This window comes from Citrobacter sp. Cpo069, from assembly GCF_030332785.1.
GTDB lineage: Bacteria > Pseudomonadota > Gammaproteobacteria > Enterobacterales > Enterobacteriaceae > Citrobacter > Citrobacter portucalensis.
Genome location: NZ_JAOWHD010000063.1, coordinates 143,638 through 165,653, shown reverse-complemented (window position 1 = coordinate 165,653; position 22,016 = coordinate 143,638). Strand labels below are relative to the sequence as shown.

At 55.3% G+C, this 22,016-nt stretch carries 18 protein-coding genes; 6 read left to right on the top strand and 12 right to left on the bottom strand.

The genetic code is table 11. The annotated features are described in order from the left end of the window. Positions 1-32 precede the first annotated feature (32 nt). From entH to entC, 5 genes are read right to left on the bottom strand one after another with little or no spacing between them, the layout of a single operon-like run. On the bottom strand, positions 33-446 hold the full coding sequence (gene entH, locus OGY08_RS23405; RefSeq protein WP_032944336.1) for a proofreading thioesterase EntH: 414 nt from the start codon (positions 444-446) through the stop codon (positions 33-35). Between the two features lie 2 nt (positions 447-448). After that, positions 449-1,204 (bottom strand): 2,3-dihydro-2,3-dihydroxybenzoate dehydrogenase EntA, encoded by a 756-nt coding sequence (gene entA / locus OGY08_RS23400; protein ID WP_032942661.1) that lies wholly within the window; start codon positions 1,202-1,204, stop codon positions 449-451. Next, positions 1,204-2,061 carry an isochorismatase gene (locus tag OGY08_RS23395; protein ID WP_003831197.1) on the bottom strand — a complete coding sequence of 286 codons (858 nt, stop codon included), beginning with the start codon at positions 2,059-2,061 and terminating at the stop codon, positions 1,204-1,206. Before OGY08_RS23395 ends, entA begins: the two co-directional genes overlap by 1 nt. A gap of 13 nt (positions 2,062-2,074) precedes the next feature. Beyond that, entirely contained in the window at positions 2,075-3,685 is a 1,611-nt protein-coding gene (entE, locus tag OGY08_RS23390) for a (2,3-dihydroxybenzoyl)adenylate synthase EntE (RefSeq protein ID WP_125362487.1), read from the bottom strand. A gap of 33 nt (positions 3,686-3,718) precedes the next feature. Next, positions 3,719-4,894 carry an isochorismate synthase EntC gene (gene entC / locus OGY08_RS23385; protein WP_125362486.1) on the bottom strand — a complete coding sequence of 392 codons (1,176 nt, stop codon included), beginning with the start codon at positions 4,892-4,894 and terminating at the stop codon, positions 3,719-3,721. Positions 4,895-5,081: 187 nt separating this feature from the next. On the opposite strand from entC, the gene fepB reads away from it, so the two are divergent. Next, complete coding sequence (fepB, locus tag OGY08_RS23380) at positions 5,082-6,038, top strand: Fe2+-enterobactin ABC transporter substrate-binding protein (protein WP_125362485.1); 957 nt, start codon at positions 5,082-5,084, stop codon at positions 6,036-6,038. A 60-nt stretch (positions 6,039-6,098) separates the two neighbouring features. On the opposite strand, the gene entS is transcribed toward fepB, so the two are convergent. Continuing rightward, a complete protein-coding gene (gene entS / locus OGY08_RS23375; protein ID WP_003831193.1) occupies positions 6,099-7,334 on the bottom strand; it encodes an enterobactin transporter EntS in 1,236 nt (411 codons plus the stop codon). Between the two features lie 109 nt (positions 7,335-7,443). Between entS and fepD the strand changes: the two genes are divergently transcribed. Genes fepD through fepC form a run of 3 tightly spaced genes read left to right on the top strand, consistent with a single transcriptional unit; the run spans position 7,444 to position 10,234 of the window. Further along, on the top strand, positions 7,444-8,451 hold the full coding sequence (gene fepD, locus OGY08_RS23370) for a Fe(3+)-siderophore ABC transporter permease (RefSeq protein WP_003831192.1): 1,008 nt from the start codon (positions 7,444-7,446) through the stop codon (positions 8,449-8,451). Further along, on the top strand, positions 8,448-9,440 hold the full coding sequence (fepG, locus tag OGY08_RS23365; protein ID WP_008784056.1) for an iron-enterobactin ABC transporter permease: 993 nt from the start codon (positions 8,448-8,450) through the stop codon (positions 9,438-9,440). Before fepD ends, fepG begins: the two co-directional genes overlap by 4 nt. Beyond that, positions 9,437-10,234 carry an iron-enterobactin ABC transporter ATP-binding protein gene (gene fepC / locus OGY08_RS23360; RefSeq protein ID WP_032941813.1) on the top strand — a complete coding sequence of 266 codons (798 nt, stop codon included), beginning with the start codon at positions 9,437-9,439 and terminating at the stop codon, positions 10,232-10,234. Before fepG ends, fepC begins: the two co-directional genes overlap by 4 nt. A gap of 46 nt (positions 10,235-10,280) precedes the next feature. Here fepC and wzz(fepE) read toward each other — a convergent pair whose 3' ends face one another. From wzz(fepE) to fes, 4 genes are all read right to left on the bottom strand, one after another. Next, positions 10,281-11,414 (bottom strand): LPS O-antigen length regulator Wzz(fepE), encoded by a 1,134-nt coding sequence (gene wzz(fepE) / locus OGY08_RS23355; protein WP_057066470.1) that lies wholly within the window; start codon positions 11,412-11,414, stop codon positions 10,281-10,283. A gap of 187 nt (positions 11,415-11,601) precedes the next feature. Then, positions 11,602-15,534: an enterobactin non-ribosomal peptide synthetase EntF gene (gene entF / locus OGY08_RS23350; RefSeq protein ID WP_286566702.1), complete on the bottom strand. Its 3,933-nt coding sequence runs from the start codon at positions 15,532-15,534 to the stop codon at positions 11,602-11,604. After that, the gene (locus tag OGY08_RS23345) at positions 15,531-15,749 is read right to left on the bottom strand and encodes an MbtH family protein (protein WP_032941816.1); all 219 of its coding nucleotides are present in this window, start codon (positions 15,747-15,749) and stop codon (positions 15,531-15,533) included. Before OGY08_RS23345 ends, entF begins: the two co-directional genes overlap by 4 nt. A 30-nt stretch (positions 15,750-15,779) precedes the next feature. Beyond that, on the bottom strand, positions 15,780-16,997 hold the full coding sequence (gene fes, locus OGY08_RS23340) for an enterochelin esterase (RefSeq protein ID WP_057066472.1): 1,218 nt from the start codon (positions 16,995-16,997) through the stop codon (positions 15,780-15,782). Positions 16,998-17,250: 253 nt separating this feature from the next. On the opposite strand from fes, the gene OGY08_RS23335 reads away from it, so the two are divergent. Together OGY08_RS23335 and entD are read left to right on the top strand one after the other, a co-directional pair. After that, positions 17,251-19,545: a TonB-dependent siderophore receptor gene (locus tag OGY08_RS23335; protein WP_057066473.1), complete on the top strand. Its 2,295-nt coding sequence runs from the start codon at positions 17,251-17,253 to the stop codon at positions 19,543-19,545. Between the two features lie 50 nt (positions 19,546-19,595). After that, positions 19,596-20,219 carry an enterobactin synthase subunit EntD gene (entD, locus tag OGY08_RS23330; RefSeq protein WP_057066474.1) on the top strand — a complete coding sequence of 208 codons (624 nt, stop codon included), beginning with the start codon at positions 19,596-19,598 and terminating at the stop codon, positions 20,217-20,219. Positions 20,220-20,222: 3 nt separating this feature from the next. On the opposite strand, the gene OGY08_RS23325 is transcribed toward entD, so the two are convergent. Next, positions 20,223-21,158 carry a transketolase family protein gene (locus tag OGY08_RS23325; RefSeq protein WP_003831178.1) on the bottom strand — a complete coding sequence of 312 codons (936 nt, stop codon included), beginning with the start codon at positions 21,156-21,158 and terminating at the stop codon, positions 20,223-20,225. Further along, on the bottom strand, positions 21,151-21,981 hold the full coding sequence (locus tag OGY08_RS23320) for a transketolase (protein WP_003831177.1): 831 nt from the start codon (positions 21,979-21,981) through the stop codon (positions 21,151-21,153). The genes OGY08_RS23325 and OGY08_RS23320 overlap by 8 nt, the downstream gene beginning before the upstream one ends. Between the last annotated feature and the right edge of the window lie 35 nt (positions 21,982-22,016).

The window sequence follows — 22,016 nt, the reverse complement described above, 5'->3', positions numbered from 1 at the left end:
TCACGAAGCGCGTCTAAACGACGCGCTTATCTTCACCCCATCACTGCAGTGCCTAAACGACAGGTGCAACAGCGTCGTCCCTGTTCATCAAAGATAACGATTTCCCAGCTTTGGCTCTGACGCCCGAGGTGCAGCGGCTGGCAGACACCGCGCACTTTCCCTTGCGATACCGCCCGATGATGCGTGGCGTTGAGTTCCGTCCCCACCACGCACTGCCCGTCGCGGGTCATCAGATAACCCGCCATTGAACCCAGCGTTTCCGCCAGGGCCGCGGATGCGCCGCCGTGCAGAAGGCCAAATGGCTGATGCGTGCGGCTATCCACCGGCATTTCGGCTTCCAGCACATCATCACCCAGCCGGGTATAGACCATGCCTAAATGCGCCACCATCGTGTTCTGACTGGTGGCATTGAGTTCATCCAGCGTTAAATGACGCTTCCAGATCATCGTCATGCCCCCAGTGTGGAACCGCCGTCCACCACGATATCCTGTAACGTAATGTGGCTGGCCAGATCGGAAGCGAGGAATAAAATAGTGTTGGTGATCTCTTGCGGCCGGGCGATTTTCCCCAGCGGAATCCCGAGTTTAAACTGCTCGCCAAATCCACGAATGCGCTGTTGCTCCGCGTCATCGCTAACCCACAGCGTGCGCTGCATATCGGTGTCGGTCGAGCCTGGCGACACCACATTACAGCGCACACCGCTGCCCGCCAGTTCAAGTCCGACGGTCAGCGCCAGGCTTTTCAACGCGGCCTTTGACGCGCCGTAAGCACTCATGCCGATACGCGGCGTGTGCGCCGCATCCGACGCGACGGTCACGATCGCCCCGCCCTGCTGGCGACGAAACTGCGCCATCGTCTGCTGAAACAGATTGAACGCCCCACCAACGTTAACCGCAAACGTCTGCTGCCACTCCTCAGCGCTCAGCGCATCGGTGGCCCCCATACGCAAAATACCTGCGGCATTGACCAACACATCTAAACGCTCGCGTGCTTTGAGGACGCGCTGGCACACTTCAGCTACCTGTCCGGCATTCGCCACATCCAGCACTTCGGTCGCAAACGGGTAGTTATCCTGAGGAAATTCGCGATCGAATCCTGTCACCTCAGCACCAGCCTCCGCAAATGCCAACGCCGTGGTGTAGCCAATCCCTTTACCCGCGCCGGTTACCCAGACGGTTTTCCCGGCAAAATCAAATCCAGCCATTACTTCACCTCGCGGGAGAGCAGCGCCCACCATGCGTCAATGGTCGGTTTTTTCGCCAGCATCACGAAATCAATGTCACCATGAACCTTACGCCAGCGCGCCGCCAGCGCCATCATGCGCACGGAATCCAGCCCGTAGTCGATCAGGTTTTCGTCATCCATCGGCTCTTCAGACTCATCCAGCAGAGGCAGAATAACGCTGCGCAACGCATCTTTACTGGTCGGGACCGGTGTCGGCAATAATTCCTGGGTCATTACCACACGCCCGGAACGTCCCGCCACGTATTTCAGCGACATCAGGTGTTCGTCACGGCTAAAGTCCGCCAGCGCATCGGCAACCATAAACGGCTTGATGTCACGCATGAAGGCGTCCGTTGCGGTGGTCATACAGCCGATATGCGCATACACCCCGGTAATGATCAGTTGATTACGCCCGGTTTCCTTGAGCATCTGTTCCAGCGGGGAACGATGAAATGCGCTATAACGCCATTTCACCAGAATGGTATCCGCTTCATCCGGCGCCAGCGCCTCAACGATCTTTTGTTGTTCCGGGGAACGCGTCAGGCCCGGTCCCCACATATCATTGAGCAGAGCGCGGTCTTCATCACTCTGTTCTTTCGGCTGAGCGGTGTAATACACCGGAATGTTATGCTCTTTGCAGTACTGGCGCAGCGCGGCGATGTTCGCGACGACCTGCTCCATCATCGGGCAGTTATCGCCCCAAAAGCCGATAAAATAATCCTGCATGTCGTGGATCAGCAGCGCGGCGCGTTCAGGGTCAAATGCCCAGTCGACTTTGTTCACCGGAACATCGAGCGCCGTTGGAAGCGCATAAGCCTGCAGTTTAGGAATTGCCATTTCTATTTCTCCTTCAGGCCAGTGAACGTGATGCCAGCCACTGACGTAATTGTTTTTTATCTACCTTCCCCACTGGAGTCAGCGGTAATGACTCAACGCACTCAACACGATCGGGTAATTTGAATTCCGCTATGCCCTGTTCGCGTAGAAAACGGCGCACCTGCACCGCGCGCAGCGGCTCTTTCACCACCAGCCAGGCACAGCTTTTCTCACCCATCAGTTCGTCATCCATACTGACCAGCGCGGCATGGATCACCATTGGATGGCGCAGTAGCAGGTTTTCAATCTCTTCAGCGGCGATCTTCTCCCCACCGCGATTGATCTGATCCTTTTCACGCCCCTGAACGGTGATGTAACCATCCGGATCGATAGCGATCAGATCGCCGGAACAGTAAAAGCCGTTGGCGTCAAAGGCACTGGCATTATGATCAGGACTTTTGAAATAACCGCGGAAGGTGTACGGACCACGCGTCATCAGGCGTCCGGTCTCTCCCTGGGCTAAAGGGTTGCCGTCAGCGTCTGCTACCCAGACTTCATCATCGGGACACATCGGGCGCCCCTGGGTATTGATGATGCGCTCAGGACTGTCGTCCAGACGGGTATAGTTAACCAGCCCTTCCGCCATGCCGAAGACCTGCTGCAACTGGCAGCCAATCTCAGCCGGAATACGTGCCGCAAGCGTGGCGGAAAGCCTTGCGCCACCGACCTGTAGCAGTTTCAGCGAAGCCAGTTGCGCATTACTGCCCCACTCCGCAATCGCCTGCAACCACAGGCTCACCGCAGGCGGCACCAGCGCCGTGACGTTAACCTGATGCTGTTCAATCAACGGGAAACACAGCGTGGCACTCGGGTCCGCCGCCAGTACCACGGTGCCACCGGCCAGGAATACGCCCAGCGCGCCTGGCGAACTCATGGCGTAGTTATGCGCCGCCGGGATTGCGCATAAATAACGCGTTTCCCCGGTGAAGCGGCAAATCTCATTGCTGCGACGCACGCTGTAGTAGTAATCGTTATGAGTGCGAGGAATCAGTTTTGGCGTCCCGGTCGTCCCGCCAGAAAGCTGGAAGTACGCCACCTCATCAGCAGGCGATGGCGTGGCGGAAAAATCTGTCGCAGGCTGGTTTATCGCCGTTTGCAGATTGTGTTCACCTTCATCATTACGCAGTAACACCACGCGCACTGAATTGTGTTCGGCCACAAAAGCGTTAATAAAATCGTCGCCGCTAAACAGCGTATGCTGGCGATCGGCAATCAGCAGTGCCGGCTCAATCTGTTTGGCGTAGGCGTTAAGTTCGTTACGCTGATGGCTGAACAGCGCCAGCACTGGAGCTACGCCCAGTTTGAGCAGCGCAAAGAAGGTGATATACAGCTCAGCCACATTGCCCAGTTGCACCAGCGCGGTTTCGCCGGGTTTGATCCCCTGGCAACGCAAACTGCAGGCGAGATTGTCAGCGGCCTGATTTAGCTGGCGATAGCTCAGATGGCGTTCACCATCAATTACCGCCGTATGATCGCTTTCTGCGTGACGGGTCAGAATGTCGGTCAGCGGCAAATCCTGCCAGTAACCTTTTTCACGATAGCGGCGGGCAAACTCCTCCGGCCAGCGGGTGAAAGGAATACTCATTATCGCTCCTCAGAAGCCTGGTCAATAAGGCTCTTAATGCAGTCCAAAAACATTCAACATCGTGGAGAGCTTGGCCCCCGTTTCACGCCATTCCGCAACCGGGGAAGAGGCTGGAACAATTCCTGCTCCGGCAAAAAAACGCACCTGATTGCGCAGCAGCTTCGCACAGCGGATCGTTACCACCCACTCACCGTTACCTTCGGCATCACACCAGCCGACAATACCGCCGAACAATTCACGATCGAACGGCTCCAGCTCGGCGATAAGCTTGCGCGCAACCTGATGTGGGAAGCCGCTTAGCGCAGGCGTCGGATGCAGCAGGCACGCCAGCGTCAGGGCGTTTTCCTGCGGGTTGGCTTTACCTTCAAACGGCGTGCCGAGGTGCCAGAGCGTCGGCGTGGTAACCAGCTGCGGAGAAGAAGGCAGTTGCAATTCACGGCTGCGATCGCGCAATACCGTTTTCATCGCCTGAGTCACCAGTTCGTGCTCATGGCGGTCCTTCTCAGACGCCAGCAGGCGGATCCCTGCTTCGCGATCCAGCACATCATCTGGCTGACGACGTGCCGAGCCTGCCAGCGGCAGTGAGCTAAAACGATCGCCTTCTTTGCGCAGTAGCAGTTCCGGGCTGGCACCAATCAATACGCCGCCGTCTTCAATCGGTACATGGAAGTTGTAGCTCGCTGGATTTTGCGCCACCAGACGCTCCAGCAGCGCACCGCTGTCAATGTTGGAATCGGCGGTGATATCGATCAGGCGTGACAACACCACTTTGTCGACTTCCGGGGTTGCCGTCAGCGCTGCCGCCCGGGCGACCATATCTTCAAAAAAGTCCTGTTCCGGGATCGATTTACGTTCAACGACGTTCAGCGACTGATGCGCGGTAAAGTAACGTGATGATTGCTGCTTCGCCGTACGAGAGAAGCTCTGCCATGATTGGGGAATAAACAGCGATGATGGCTGGCGGGTATCAAAGGGAATCGCCCCGACCATGACAGGGTTCACGATGCCCTGCGATTTGGCATCAGCAAACAGTGCGTTCATTTTCTGTTGGAAAGGGCTGTCTGGCGAATCGCCATCAATTGCCGGTTCCGCATAGCGGGCGAAGCATCCTGACGTCGTAAAACTACGGTACGGCGACATAAAGAAAAAACTGTCGGGAGCGAGCGTCGGCATAGTCTGCGTTTTTTCCTCGGCCAGTGACGTATCCATATCATCCTCCAAAAATGATAAAGGCTCTAATAATGATTATCATTTATATTTTTGGTCGCTAACCTAAAAGTAAAGCGGCGGTATGTCAACTCTTGTGGTAGCACAATGTGCGACTTTGGCTTGCATCCTTGCTCGCTAACAATGAAAATGAGAAGCATTACTTATACTGATAACAGGAAGCCGATTCGTGAGTCTCCCCTCTTTTTGCCGCACCGTGCTCTTACTGGCAGGTTTATCTCTTTCAGGAATTTCTTCAGGTCACGCCGCCGACTGGCCGCGTCAGGTTACTGACAGTCGCGGCACGCATACGCTGGAGCATAAGCCACAGCGAATTGTCTCCACCAGCGTCACCCTCACCGGCTCGCTGCTGGCGATTGATGCCCCGGTCATTGCCAGCGGTGCCACTACGCCGAACAATCGCATCGGCGATGCGCAGGGCTTTTTACGTCAGTGGAGCGAAGTAGCAAAAGAACGCAAACTGAGCCGCCTGTATATCGGCGAACCGAGCGCCGAGGCCGTCGCAGCTCAAATGCCGGATCTGATTCTGATAAGCGCCACTGGGGGCGATTCAGCCCTCGCGCTTTACGATCAGCTGTCCACCATTGCGCCAACGCTCATCATTAATTACGACGATAAAAGCTGGCAGTCGCTGCTGACCCAGTTAGGTGAAATTACCGGTCAGGAGCAACAGGCAGCTGCGCGAATTGCCGAGTTTGATAAGCAACTTCAGGCGGTTAAGCAACATATTACCCTGCCACCACAGCCGGTCAGCGCGCTGGTATATACCGCCGCGGCGCACAGCGCCAACCTGTGGACGCCTGAGTCAGCGCAAGGCAAGCTGATGGAGCAGTTAGGGTTCACGCTGGCAACGCTGCCTGCCAACTTGCACACCAGCCAGAGTCAGGGCAAACGCCACGATATCATCCAGCTTGGCGGTGAGAACCTGGCGGCAAGCCTGAACGGCGAAGCGCTGTTCCTGTTTGCAGGCGACAGCAAAGATGTCGACGCTATTTACGCCAATCCGCTTCTGGCGCATCTGCCAGCCGTGCAGAATAAACGCGTTTACTCCCTGGGTACGGAAACCTTCCGTCTCGACTACTACAGCGCCACGCTGCTGCTGCAACGTCTGTCGGCTCTGTTTTAATGTTCAGCGCCGGATGCGGCTAACGCCTTATCCGGCCTACAACCGTAGAGCACAACGCGATCAGACATTCACGGGGACCTGCCGGAATCGGCGCACTTCTCCCAACAGCAGCAGCAGTAACAGACCGACAATCACCAGTCCAAATCCACTCACGCTTGCCGAAGCAACCGGCGTCATCATCGCGCCCAGACCACCTAACAACGCCGCGCCAATCGCATCGCCGGTGACGTTTTGCGCCGTCCACAAACCGTTAATTCGCCCGAGCATCGCTTCCGGCGTCTGCGTCTGTAACAGGGTGTACTGCAACAAAGAGCTGACCGCGCTCAACCAGCCAAACAGCGCCAGACAAACCACACCAAGCTGCCAGACGGGCATCAAGCCAAACAGGCCGATAGCCAGAAATGAAGCCACGGTCGATGCCAGCATAATCAGTCCCGGGCGAACGCTGTGCGCCAGTTGTCCGCTGGTCAATGCGCCCACGGCTGCCCCCAGCGGAATAGCCGCATACAGCAGGCCAATTTGCGCACTCGACATGTGCCAGTTAATCGCCAATGCCGGATACAGCACACGCACGGCGCTCGCCATGGTTAACAGACCACCGAGCAGCGCAATGCCGCCAATCAGCGGGCTGGCAAGCAGAAAGCGAAATGCTGCCAGCAGCGATTTCAGCGGATGCTCGCGCGGCTGCGGCGGAGGCGGCAACGCAGGAAGGCTCAGCAACGGTAGTAAGGTAATGAAGGTTCCCGCCGCCGCCAGCCCGTAGTTCCAGGCCACGCCGCCAGTCGCGAGCAGCACCCCGCCAAGCATCGGTGAAATTACCGATCCCAGACGCACCGTCAGCATGGTAATCGCCCCGGCCTGCATCAAATTCTCGCGCCCAACCAGCGCTGGCGTCGCAGCCAGCAATGCGGTCACGCCCAGAGAGGCAAAGAAACCATCCCATAAGCCAAGCAGATAAATCGCCAGCAACGACGGTTCGGGCAGCAGCGCATTCAGACACAGGCCAATAAAGCCAATACCACAGGTTCCACGCGCCAGCAGGATCACTTTTTTACGCTCATAGCGGTCGGCCAGCACTCCGCCCACCATCAGGCCAATAAACATTGCGCTACCGGTCAACGTCACCGACAAACCCACCTGCCAGGTCGACTGGGTCATCATCTGGATCTGTACCGGAACCGCCACGCCGAGTAGCCCCAGAGAGACAATGGAAATAAAACGGGCGAGGAAGACAGCGCGAAATGCTGGGTGGGTCTTTAACAGGCTGAGATTGAGCAGCCAGGATTGTCGATTCATTACAGAGCCTTACCAGGTACTTTTTCAATATCCATTCGATGGCTGCACATGCTAACATATCCAAATAAGATCGATAACGATAATTACTATCATTATCAGGGAAGTTGATATGTCATGCTCTGTTTCCGCGACACGCGCCTTCGCCGTGCCCGGACTATTGTTATTACTTGTTCTCACCACGGTATTAAGTCTGGTTATTGGCGCCAAGTCGCTACCTGCCTCCGTGGTGCTGGATGCGCTCACCGGCAGTTGTCAAAGTGCTGATTGCACCATCGTGCTGGACGCGCGCTTGCCGCGCACTCTGGCGGGGCTGCTCGCCGGTGGTGCGCTGGGCCTGGCTGGCGCACTAATGCAAACGCTCACGCGTAACCCTCTCGCCGATCCCGGCATTCTGGGTGTCAACTCCGGCGCCAGCTTCGCTATTGTGCTGGGGGCCGCGCTGTTCGGCTTTTCCTCTGCGCAAGAACAGCTGCTGATGGCCTTTTGCGGTGCGCTGGCTGCATCGCTGATCGTAGCTTTTACCGGTAGTCAGGGCGGCGGGCAGTTAAGCCCGGTACGTCTGACCCTGGCGGGCGTCGCGCTGGGCGCGGTGCTGGAAGGATTATCCACCGGCATCGCCCTGCTCAACCCGGACGTTTACGATCAGCTGCGTTTCTGGCAAGCCGGCTCACTGGATATCCGCAGCCTGCAAACGCTGAAAGTTGTGCTGGTACCGGTACTGATTGCCGCGGCTGTCGCACTGTTCCTCAGTCGCGCTCTGAATAGCCTGAGTCTCGGCAGCGACACCGCTACCGCGCTTGGCAGTAAAGTCGCTCGCACGCAGTTTATTGGCCTGCTGGTTATTACCGTACTGTGCGGCAGTGCGACCGCGATTGTTGGTCCTATCGCCTTTATTGGCCTAATGATGCCGCACATGGCGCGCTGGCTGGTGGGGGCGGATCACCGCTGGTCACTGCCCGTAACCCTACTGGCAACGCCTTCTCTGTTACTGATTGCCGATATAATCGGTCGCCTGATTGTTCCCGGCGAGCTGCGCGTGTCGGTAGTCAGTGCGTTTATCGGTGCACCGGTGCTTATCTTTCTGGTACGTCGTAAATCGCGCGGAGGTGGCGCATGATGCACCTCTCCCGCCGCCTGATAATCAGCAGCCTGCTGCTGGTTGCAGGTTGTCTCGTCATTGGTTTGTGGAGCCTGCGTAGCGGCGTTGTTACGCTGGAAACCCAGCAAATTATTGCCGCCTTGCTCGGCGATGCGCCGCGCAGTATTACGCTGGTGGTAACCGAATGGCGTTTGCCACGCGTGCTCATGGCGCTATTGATTGGCGCGGCTCTCGGTGTGAGCGGCGCAATATTTCAGTCACTGATGCGTAACCCGCTGGGTAGCCCGGATGTGATGGGTTTCAATACCGGAGCCTGGAGCGGTGTGCTGGTGGCAATGGTGCTGTTCGGACAGCATCTCACCGCTATCGCGCTGGCGGCCATGCTGGGCGGGATCCTGACCTCTCTGGTGGTCTGGGCGCTCGCCTGGCGCAATGGGATCGACACCTTCCGGCTGATTATTATTGGTATCGGCATTCGCGCCATGCTGGTGGCGTTCAACACCTGGCTGCTGCTGAAAGCATCATTAGAAACAGCGCTGACGGCTGGGCTGTGGAACGCCGGATCGCTCAATGGCCTGACCTGGGCCAAAACCTGGCCTTCTGCCCCGCTGATTATCATCATGCTGGTATGCGCCGCGCTGCTGGTACGCCGGATGCGTTTACTGGAAATGGGTGATGACAGCGCCTGTGCGCTTGGCGTCAGCGTTGAGCGTTCACGTCTAATGATGATGCTGGTTGCGGTAGTACTGACCGCTGCCGCCACCGCGCTGGCCGGTCCTATCTCGTTTATTGCTCTAGTCGCGCCGCATATCGCGCGACGTATAAGCGGTACATCGCGCTGGGGATTAACCCTGTCGGCGCTGTGCGGCGCGTTGCTGTTGCTGATGGCGGATTTATGCGCCCAACAGCTGTTTATGCCTTATCAGCTTCCGGTGGGCGTTGTCACCGTAAGCCTCGGCGGTATTTATCTTATCGTCTTGTTAATTCAGGAGTCCCGCAAAAAATGATCGAATCAGTAGCCCGTTTGCGTGGCGACCAGTTAACGCTGGGTTATGGCAAGTTTACCGTGGCGGAAAACCTCAATGTATCGATTCCCGACGGCCATTTCACCGCGATTATCGGGCCAAACGGCTGCGGGAAATCAACGCTACTGCGCACGCTGAGTCGTCTGATGACGCCCGCGCACGGCAAGGTCTGGCTCGATGGCGAGCATATTCAGCACTATGCCAGCAAAGAAGTCGCCCGCAGAATAGGTTTGCTGGCGCAAAACGCCACCACGCCGGGAGATATTACGGTACAGGAGCTGGTTGCTCGCGGACGCTACCCACACCAGCCGCTGTTTACCCGCTGGCGGCAAGAGGATGAAATTGCGGTCTCAAACGCCATGCAGGCGACGGGTATCACCCACCTGGCATCACAAAGTGTGGATACCCTTTCCGGCGGACAACGTCAGCGTGCATGGATTGCGATGGTGCTGGCGCAGGAAACGTCGATTATGCTGCTCGATGAACCCACCACCTGGCTGGATATCAGTCATCAGATCGATCTGCTGGAACTGCTGAGTGAGCTAAACCGGGAAAAAGGTTACACGCTGGCCGCCGTTTTGCACGACCTGAATCAGGCCTGTCGCTATGCAACGCATCTGATTGCGCTGCGTGACGGAAAAATTATTGCCGAGGGTGCACCGAAGGAGATCGTCACCGCGCAGCTTATTGAAAAAATCTATGGACTGCGCTGTATGATTATCGACGATCCGGTTGCCGGAACGCCGTTAGTGGTGCCGCTTGGACGCAACAAATAACACGCGTTACAGTATGGCGGCCAGCTTGCCGCCATACGACAATTCATCACACCAGTTGCTGATCAATAAACGTCATTTTTTGCTTACGCGACATCATGGCATGGTTCAACAGAACACCACCACACGCCACCATTCCCCCCAGTAATGCGGCCAGAATAACGATCATCGATTTAGCCGGACCATCTTTTTTCACCGGCAGCGAAGGTGAAAGTTGATATTTAAACGGCGTAAATGTTACGTCACCCACATTCATCGCTAACAGCTGCTCAACGTGATATTGGCGATTACGTAATTCACCGTTAATTTCAGCAACATCCGTTACTGATTTTTCTATTTCTAATTTACGTTCGATGCCGTCAGCACCCAGTGAAATAGAGAAATCGGGGTCATCCTTCACGGCCTGGCCATTACTGTAGACCGGCTTTTTAATCCCGGCGGCATTAGCGATCTCCAGCGAGTAGTTCAGTCGCTGGATATTTGCTTCCAGCTGGTTTTTGAGCCTGACGCGATCCATCTCCAGTCTCTCTTTTTCATAACTGGTTTTGATGGACAATTTATTGCGAATATCTTCCAGCGTTTCTTTCACCACAAGGGCAGAAATATACTGGATATATCCCTTCAGCACTGACTGGGCTTCTTCGGCCTGAGGTGCGGTAAAACTCAGTGTCCATGAGGTATACAGCGAAGTTTCGTTCTTCTTACCTAGGTTAGTATCAACCGCTTTCATTTTCTCACTGAGCCTGACAATTGCCTGATGCAACTCCATTTCGTCGATATCAGCACCTTCCAATTGATCCATTACGTAAGGCGAAGAGCGCAGATATTCTTCTAACAATGAAGGCGACTGGAATTTTTTGATAAACAGGTTAAACACATCACCACGGCTAACGCTAATATCCATATCCAGCACGCGCAATTTGGTCAGCGTATTCTCTAATCCCTGCCATTGAACCGCTTCCGCCGGCGTCACGATCGCCTGACTGGTCCATTTTTGTGGCAGCAGAAAAGAGACCAGAATACCCACACAAGCAAAGGCGAAAACGGTCGCTATAATTTTCGTTCTTGCACGCCATAAGATTTCGATTAGATTCACTAAATCGATTTCATTTGCGTTTGCCGTTGGCTGAGGATACCCAGTAAATTCCGAAACGTTATCTTGCTTTATATTTAATGATGACATGTTGCGTGACCTGAAAACTTTCCTAAAAGAAAAACATTCCTGTGGGAGAAGTCTATCAGCTAGTCAGAATTATCCGAAACACTCTTTGTGCTTGTCGCCCTACCAAAAATTATATTCGGAATTTATTCACCCCTTTCATCACCTTGTATCGCATAAAAAAGAACAATTCCATAACATGTTATTTACATTATGGAATTGTTTGATCACCGCGATAGCAATATTCGTCTTGTTGCACAGATTTATTAATCAGTGCATTTATTACAGGCCCTATCGCCTCAAATGAGGCAGGGGAAATAATATCAACATGCGCGCAATCCTGGCGGTAAACATCCAGACTGGATATCCACGGAGACCAGCTGCGTTCAGGACTGACACCCGGTACTAACGTGCGCTCAGCAACGAACAGCGTAGCGTGACCTGCAAACGGCACGCTGTGTGCCGTGGTGAGCAGGCGAACCGCATCGGCATAGTTGCCTTCGATTGCGTTAAATAAAGCCTCTGACGCATTCCCCTGCTGCGCCGCCAGAAACGCTTCGCGTTCACGCTCGATCTCCGCCAGTACCGCTGGATCCAACCCATTGGCCTCTTTTTCTTGCCAGTTTTGCGTTTCCGGCGGCCAGGTATCCAACAGTCCGAGGAATGCAACGGTCTCTCCTCTGGCATGTAAGCGCGCGGCGATCCCCTGTGCCAGCGTCCCACCCAGCGAATAACCTAATAAATAGTAAGGTCCGTGAGGCTGTTGACTGAGCAACGTTGCCAGATGATGTTCGCATACCGCGTCGAGGTTTTCTGCCGTCTGCATAGGCCCATCCGGTCGTGGCGACTGAAGACCTATAATCGACCACTGCGGGCTGAGATATCGCGACAGCACGCTAAACTGCCAGGCAAAACCCGACGCCGGATGGAAACAGAACAGCGTTGGGCCGTGACTTTCACGCAGCGGCAGCAGTGCCTCAAATCCCATATGTTGCGACTGCTCATCATCAGTGCTCTCCAGTAGAGCACTCAGTTGTTCAACGGTAGAGGCCACCATAATCTGCCCCGGCGTCACCTGACGCTCAAAAACCCGGCTCAACTGTGCCGCCAGCTTCATCGCCAGCAACGAATGTCCGCCAAGCGCAAAGAAGTCTGCCGCCACGTCATTAACCTCGCAACCCAGCAAAGCCGCAAAAGACTGCGCGATGGTGGTTTCAGTCCCTGCTCGCGGTGCGCGCCCGGAAGTACGCGACGTCAACTGCGGCATCGGCAGCGCTTTACGATCCAGTTTACCGTTCGCGCTAAGCGGCAGCTCCGCCAGCTGCAACAAAACCGTCGGCACCATATGCGCAGGCAGTTTTTCACGCAGCTTTTCCCGCAACGCGGACGTATCCAGCGGTAAACCCGATTGTGACACCAGATACCCCACCAGTTGACGCGCATCGCCGCCTGTCGCCGTCGCCTGGTTGAATACGCAGGCGTGGGCAACGGCATGCTCGACATCAGGCAACTGCTGCATCACCCGGTCAATCTCGCCGAGCTCAATGCGTTGTCCGCGAATTTTAAGCTGGTCATCGCTGCGCCCGAGGTATTCCACCGCGCCATTTTCCAGCCAGCGCGCCACATCTCCGGTACGATACATGCGTTCGCCAGCGTTAAACGGATCGGCGATAAAGCGGCTTGCGGTCAGATCCGGACGGCCCAGATAACCTTGCGCCAGTTGGATCCCCGTCAGATATAAGTCACCAGCCACGCCGAAAGGCACCGGGCGCATCATGGCATCCAGAATACGTAAACCGGTATTCCATACCGGATAGCCAATCGGCACGCTGTTGCCGGTTACAGCAGCAAGGTCTTCCCCCCAGGCCGGATACCAGCTCACATCAACCGCCGCTTCCGTTGGTCCGTACAAATTGTGCAGTGGCGCATGAGTTAACCGTTCCCACTCACGGCATAAATCTGCAGGCAAGGCTTCGCCGCTGCAAAATACCCGTTTCAGCGAGGCACAACTCTCCCGCGCGGTTTCCGGCGTCAGTGAAGCGACAAAAGCGGCCAACATAGAGGGAACAAAGTGCGTGGTCGTCACCCCATAACGGGCAAAGAACTGCTGCATCGCCAGCGGGTCGCGGTGCGCCTCAGGTTCTGCCATTACCAGCTTTGCCCCGGCAATAAACGGCCAGAAAAACTCCCATACCGAGACGTCAAAACTGCACGGTGTTTTTTGCGCCACCACATCATCTGCGGTCAGCGGATAGTGATTTTGCATCCACAGCAGACGGTTAACGATGGCGGTTTGCCCAACCATCACCCCTTTTGGTCTACCGGTAGAACCGGAAGTAAAAATGATATAGGCAGTATGATTGGGCTGAGATAGTGCCAGCGAATCAGCATCTTCTGCTGGCAGGGGCGAGTCATAGCACAGACTTTCCAGCCCAGGAATATCGCTAAAGCGCGCCAGTTGCTCATTGGTCGCGATCAACAATTTTGGCTTCGCGTCTTCGAGCATCATCCGCAGGCGATCGTCCGGGTATCCGGTATCCAACGGCAGCCAGGCTGCACCGGCTTCAACGATACCGTGCAGCGCCAGCGTCAGGAACACGGAACGCGGTAATGCCACGGCGACGCTGTCGCCAGGCTTGACGCCGCGTGCACGCAAAAGGCTCGCCAGTGCCACGACCTGCTGGCGCATTTCGCGATAGCTAAACTGATAGCGGGCATCGGCCAACGCCGGGGCATCCGGCGTTTTATCGGCCTGCTGTGCCACCAGCGCGCTCAGCGTAGTGGACGGGATCTCGACGGTGGTGTCATTAATCTTCGCCAGCCGCTCATGTTCTGTTGGCAACAGCATCCCGGCGTCGCCGCAGCATAGCGCCGGATTGTCGGCAAACTGCTCGATAAGCCCGATTAAACGCGAGGCATGCTGCGCCAGCGTTTCTGCATCGTAGCGCTGTTTATTGGCCAGAATTTCAATACTCAGCCCACCGTTTTCATCCGGGAATAACGCCAGCTCAAGATCGTTCACCGGTCCTGTCGCCAGCGTGTGGGTTTGCGCCTGAACACCGGGAATATTCAGCTGATAGTCGAATATTTTCACGTTCAGCACCGGGCCAAACAGCGGCTCGGCACCGGCTGCACGCCCGCTGTCGCGAACGATTTGTTCGGCATCATAACGTTGATGCCGACGCATTTTCTTCAACTGTCCGGCCAGTCGTTGTGCAAGCGCAGGCAAGCTTTCTGCCGCATCCAGCCTCACACCAAATGGCAGTACGTTTAAAACCGGACCAGTGGAGGTCAACGCCGCCGACCCCATGCGCCGCATAAAGATAAACCCGGCGGCATAATCCATTCGGCTGCATAAACGTCCCAGCCACAATGCCACCAGCGCGAGGGCCAGATCCGCACGCTGAACGTCAGGCATACGTGCCGCAAGCCGACGAAACGCCCCTTCAGGCGCGGTTAACTTCATACGAATAATATCCGCGCTGGCCGATCGTCCCGGCAACGGATTGTTCGACAGCGAAGCAGGAGGCGGGAGTTGCTTTCGCTGCTCGCTCCAGAAAGCGCCGTCTCGTTGCCAGGCATCGCTTTGACGGTACTGTTGATACTCTTCCACCACCTCGGCGAACGGCGTAAAAGGCGAGTCTGGCGTAGGCTCGCCGTGTAGCCATGCGCGATAAATTGCGGCTATCTGGCGGGTAATGGCCGGAAAACTGAAGCCATCGACCAGCAAATGATGGTAGCGCTGATACCAATACCAACGCTTTTCTCCCACCTGTATAAGCAGGTGAAAAACCAGCGGCTTATTGCCATCAGCACGTATGTCCTGCTGCAGGTCTGCCTGCATCAACGCACGCGCCGCCTCATGTGGATTGGATTTTGCGCGCAAGTCGATAATTTCAGGTTGCGCAAAGGCGAGCGCAGAATCCACCCATTGCCAGATCTCACCGTTATCTTCGCTAAACCGCATCCGCAGTGTATCGGCCTGCTCCAGGCCCGCCACAACGGCTTTCGCCAGCAACGACGCGTCCAGTTCGCCAGTTAACTCTACGTAGTGCGCCACGCTCCACGCCGAGGGCAATGTGGAGAGTTTTTCCGCCATCCAGATCCCCGGCTGAGCCGCCACTAACGGTAAACGCTGAGTCATGGAGCCTCCTGCACATCGACGTAGTTCGCGGTCGTAAGCGTGGTCCAGTTTGCTTCCAGCCATTGTTGGCAGGCTTCCTGGGATTGGGGTTCGCAAGCAATTTGCCAGCCAGCAGGAAGCGAGCACTGCTGCGGCCAAAGGCTAAACTGACGTTGGGGATTTTGCAGAATGTAAAACTGGCCCTGCGGATTATCGAAGGGGTTACTGAATTCCATACTCAACTCCTGTCGTGGAACATCGTCCGGTTAAATCGTGTCGGTAAGCGGTTGCCAGAGCGTCATTAGCCCTTGCATCAGACCGCCGCGCCAGCAAAGCGCATCGTGTCCGCCATCAACCTGACGCCAGAAAATAGACTGTGGTGCAGAAGGTAACTGGGCATATAGCGCCTGATTAGCGCGATAAATAATGGGCTCGCGGATCCCCGCTTCCAGGACAATACGCAGCCCCTGAGCGCTGACGGTCCCGGTCTTCAGTTGCTCGACGATCGCCCCGTCCTGATGACCACCACGATGCGGCCACCAGTAAGAGCCCGACTGGCTAAGCACACAGCCAAAGCGCGCGGGCCAGTTCAGTCCAGCATACAGCGATGACAACCCGCCAAAACTTTGCCCAGCCACCACGGTGCGCTGCGGATCGTCACTAAACGCGGTCGTTGTCTTCACCAGTGGTAATAGCTCCTCCTGCACCGCCAACCAAAAATCCGCATTACACGGTAGCTCATGGCTGCGGTGAGCCGTATCAATGGCATCAATCAGGAGATAAACGGCAGAAGGAAGGTGTCCGCGATGCGTGAGTGAAGTCAACGCAGGCCAGACCGGCATACTCTGTGCCCAAAACTGTCCGTCCAGCAGGATAGCCAACGGACGCGTTTCGGGTTGAGCATCACCGGCGGTAAACACCCATACGCGACGCGTATTGCCGAGCCTGGCGCTATGCCATTGCAGGCACACTGCGGGGGATTTTGGGGGTTCAGGTCGATCCCATCCTGGCTGTACGGGTGCCTCCGGCATTTCCAGCGCAGACACCGCGTGGCCACGACCGCCCCGCCAGCTCTGCGGATTAAGGGGATCAGCAATGGCCTGTGGCAGCAATTGCCGCCAGCCTTCACGCAGTATGCTTCGGTCAGGCGCAGCATCCGCCGCCAGCGAGGAGAAGATATCGTTGCGCTCTGTTGGGATAAAACAGTAACTGCCACGCCAGTTAGCGCTGAGGGAAACACTCCAGCACCAAACATTTGTTCCATCAATGCGTCGCATCGACTGAGGGGTGGCATTTTGATGGTGGTCGGTGACGCCGGTGATATAAACCCAAACGCGATGAATGGCTGACTCATTTTCCGTTCCCTGCGGGTCACGCCACCAGAAGGTTACCCGATAATTTCCGTTATCTTCACGCTCCCACTCCGGGCCTTTTTTCGACTGCCACCACGCCTCGCTTCCCATCTTTAACGTCGTCACAGCCATAACCCCATGTTTATTGTGAAATTTTATGATCTAGCGTGAAATATATTGATAATATTATTGATAACTATTTGCATTTGCAATAGCGTATTGTCGCGCTGTGGGAAGCGCGTACAGTTTTTCACCACTTATAAACCGACCTGGCGCTGCGTACTTTTTCTGGAATGGATAGTTTACGCAGATGCGGGCGACATCAGGCCAAATGCCGCACCACGGCACATTGGTACTCGTGGCTAAAAGAACAGCAGGACATACAATGAACAACAAGATTCATTCACTGGCCTTATTGGTCAATTTAGGGATTTACGGGGTAGCCCTGCCAGCAATGGCAGAAGATCAAACCGATAGCGTCGCTGTCTCTCATGAAGACACCATCGTCGTTACCGCCGCCCAGCAGAACCTGCAGGCGCCGGGCGTTTCAACCATTACCGCTGATGAAATTCGTAAGAACCCTCCCGCTCGCGATGTGTCGGAAATCATCCGTACCATGCCTGGCGTTAACCTGACCGGTAACTCAACCAGCGGTCAGCGCGGCAACAACCGCCAGATCGATATTCGCGGCATGGGGCCAGAAAACACTCTGATTTTGATCGACGGTAAACCGGTTACCAGCCGTAACTCCGTGCGTCAGGGCTGGCGCGGCGAGCGTGATACTCGTGGCGATACCGCCTGGGTTGCTCCGGAAATGATTGAACGTATTGAAGTGCTGCGCGGTCCTGCCGCAGCACGCTATGGCAATGGCGCAGCTGGCGGTGTGGTGAACATCATCACCAAGAAAGGCGGCGATGAGTGGCATGGTTCCTGGAATACCTATTTCAACGCCCCGGAACACAAAGAAGAAGGTTCAACCAAGCGTACCAACTTTAGTCTGAATGGACCGCTGGGCGGAGATTTCAGCTTCCGCCTGAACGGTAACCTCGACAAAACCCAGGCCGATGCCTGGGACATTAACGACGGTCACCAGTCAACACGTACGGGCGATTACGCAGATACGATGCCTGCGGGTCGTGAAGGGGTTAAAAACAAAGATATCAACGGCCTGCTGCGTTGGGATTTTGCCCCAATGCAATCGCTGGAGTTTGAAGCCGGCTACAGCCGTCAGGGCAACCTGTATGCGGGTGACACTCAAAACACCAACAACGATAACAAAACCAACGGACTGGTGAAAAAATACTACGGTAAAGAAACCAACCGTATGTACCGCCAGAACTATGCGCTGACGTGGAACGGCGGCTGGGACAACGGCATTACCACCAGCAACTGGGCGCAATACGAACACACCCGTAACTCCCGTTTGGGTGAAGGTCTTGCAGGTGGCCTTGAAGGGTTATTTAACAGTAATCAATTTACCGACACTGACCTGGCGGATGTCACCCTGCACAGCGAAATTAGCATTCCATTCGACCTGTTAGTTAACCAGAACCTGACGCTCGGTACCGAATGGAACCAGCAGCGTATGAAAGACATGAGTTCCAATACCCAGACCTTTATGGGCGGGAACATACCTGGTGCCAGCAGCACCGATCGTAGCCCATATTCACAGGCTGAAATTTTCTCCCTGTTTGCTGAAAACAACATGGAGCTGACCGACAGCACCATGTTGACGCCGGGTCTGCGCTTCGACCACCACAGCGTCGTTGGCGACAACTGGAGCCCGTCCCTGAACCTGTCCCAAGGTCTGGGCGACGACTTTACGCTGAAAATGGGTATCGCACGGGCCTATAAAGCACCTAGCCTGTACCAGACTAACCCGAACTATATTCTGTACAGCAAAGGCCAGGGTTGCTATGCCACCGGTTCTGCGACGGGCATTGGTTGCTACATGATGGGCAACGATGACCTGAAGGCCGAAACCAGTATCAACAAAGAGATTGGTCTGGAGTTCAAACGTGACGGTTGGCTGGCCGGCGTAACCTGGTTCCGCAACGATTACCGTAACAAGATCGAAGCGGGGACTGTACCGCTAAGCAGAACGTCAATTACCCAGAAAAACCCGACTACGGGTAAAGAAACAACAACCTACACCGATATCTATCAGTGGGAAAACGTACCTAAAGCTGTGGTAGAAGGCCTGGAAGGGACGTTGAACGTACCGGTTAGCGAAACCGTTACCTGGACCAACAACATCACTTACATGCTGCAAAGTAAGAATAAAGAGACCGGCGAACGCTTGTCGATTATTCCTGAATACACGCTGAACTCAACGCTGAGCTGGCAGGCGCGTGAAGATTTGTCACTGCAATCCACCTTTACCTGGTACGGCAAACAGCAGCCGAAGAAATATGATTACCAGGGTAAACCAGTAACCGGCAGTTCAGCCCAGGAAGTGAGTCCGTACAGCATCGTCGGCCTGAGCGCGACCTGGGATGTGACGAAAAACGTCAGCCTGACCGGCGGCGTGGATAACGTCTTCGACAAACGTCTGTGGCGTGAAGGTAATGCCCAGACCACCAGCGACAACAAGACTGGCTATTATATGGCGGGCGCTGGCGCGTACACCTATAACGAACCGGGTCGTACGTGGTATATGAGCGTTAACACCCACTTCTGATAGCGTTGTTCCCTCTCCTCGCGACGGGGAGAGGGAAACGATACACAACCATGCGTACAACACACACATCGCTTCCCTTCGCCGACCACGCGCTGCATTTTGTCGAGTTTGATCCCGCCAGCTGCCATGACCACGATCTGCTCTGGCTCCCCCACCACGCCCAGCTTCTGTCCAGCGGACGCAAGCGTAAAGCTGAACACTTAGCAGGGCGGATCGCCGCAGTACACGCTTTGCGCGAATTTGGCCTTAAAACGGTACCCGGCATCGGTACACAACGCCAACCGGTATGGCCGCAGGGGCTGTTTGGCAGTATCAGCCATAGCGCATCAACTGCGCTGGCGGTGGTATCAAGACAGCCGGTGGGTATTGACATAGAAGCCATTTTTACGCCACAAACGGCAACCGAACTGGCAAGTAGCATTGTCACTCATGCTGAGAAAGAATTGTTGGCAAACAGCGGCTTGTCTATTGAACAGGCGCTCACCCTGGCGTTTTCCGCCAAAGAGAGCGCTTTTAAAGCAACCCGGACATCAAGACAAGCAGACGTCGGGTTTACGCAATATCAAATCGTGGTGTTACAGCATAACCAGATGATCCTCCGCGCGCACCACCAAACGTATCGTGTGCAATGGCGTTTTTCGGACAACGCTGTAATCACACTGGCAACAATATAGAATTCAAAGCAGTTCGCGGGCCAGAGCCGCGATGGCTGCGGCGTCAAAGCCATGGTGCTGGCGTAACCAGCCTCGATCCGCCGCCGCCGCGTACTCCCCATCCGGGATGCCTAAACGCTTCAAAATTGCCCCCATTCCGGCCTCTGCCAGCACTTCGGCCACCAGGCTTCCCAACCCGCCATTAATATTATGCTCTTCCACGGTAATCACCGCTTTACAGCCTTGTAACGCAGATAACAGGGCTTTGGTATCGCAGGGGCGAATTGAAGGCACACTGACCACCTTCGCCTGAATTCCCGCGTCAGCCAACAGCGCGGCGGCATCAACAATTTCATGAACTGTCGAGCCCGTTGCCACCAGCGCCACATGCTCCCCCTCACGCAGCGTCAACACCGCCCCCGGAACAAAACGGTAACTCTCGTCATGAAGTTCCGGCAGAGCTTTTCCATCAAGACGAATATATACCGGTCCCTGATAGCCAATCGCATAATCGATAATCTGTCGGCACTCTCGTGGCGAAGATGGGGCGAAAATCTGGATATTGCCGAAGCCTCGCATAATGGCAATATCATCGATCGAATGGTGAGTGCTCGCCAGCGGGCCATAGCTGGCACCAGCATTAAGACCGAATAGCTTCACATTGGTATTGTTGTAGCAAACATCGACTTTAATTTGCTCATTGGCACGGGAGATAAGAAATGGCGCAGCGTTACAGGTGACGGCGACCTTACCGCCAAGTGCAAGTCCTGCCGCCGTTCCAACCATGCTTTGTTCGGCAATACCTACGTTGACCAGGCGACCGGGAAACTGCTTTATAAAAGGAGCAATTTTCGCGGTTGATGTCGAGTCCGCTACGACCGGCACCAGGTCAACACCTTGTTCCACTGCATCAATGAACGCCTGAACCATGACGTTCGCGAGGTGTTCTGCATTACTCATCTTTTAATTCCTCCAGAGCCAGTTCGATCTCTTCACCTTTTGGCACCCGATGGTGCCATTCAGGGCGCCCCTGGATAAAAGATATACCCGCGCCTTTCGTGGTATTGGCAATGATGACGTTAGGTTTGCCATCCTGCTTAAGTCCTTCCAGCGTGGCGACAACCGACGCCATATCATTCCCCTGACACTCAGTCACCGTCATACCAAATGCCTGCCATTTTGCGGCAAGCGGATCGGTATTCATGATTTCGCGAGTCGGTCCGGCTAATTGAAGATTGTTCTTGTCATTAATAATGATCAGGTTATCGAGGCCATAATGAGCAGCAGCCAGCGCCGCTTCCCAGTTACTTCCTTCGGCCAGTTCGCCATCGCCTGTGATTAAAAAGATGCGGCGTGAACTGTTACTTTTCTTCGCAGCCAGAGCCAGTCCCACCGCAACAGGTAAACCGTGGCCCAGAGCACCGGTATTCAGCTCAATACCCGGCGTTTTCTGGCGCACCGGGTGTCCGGGAAGATGGGAATTGGCATGTTGATAGGTTTCCAGCCAGTCAACGGGAAAAAAACCCGCCTCCGCCAGAACGCAGTAGTAACAGCCTACCGCGTGACCTTTAGACTGGATGTAGATATCCCGAGCCTCATCAGCGATACGCTCCGGAGCGACATTGAGTATACGAAAATAGAGTGCCGTCAACAGCTCAACTTGAGACAAGTCCGCACCAGTATGCCCACCCGCAGGGCTGTTAGCATTTAATCTAACGATGTGACGGCGAACCGCCCGCGCTTTGCGCTCAAGAGTCTGGATATCATAGTTCCAGGGATTCATTTAGCACCTCTGAATTTATTTTCAATATGGAATAT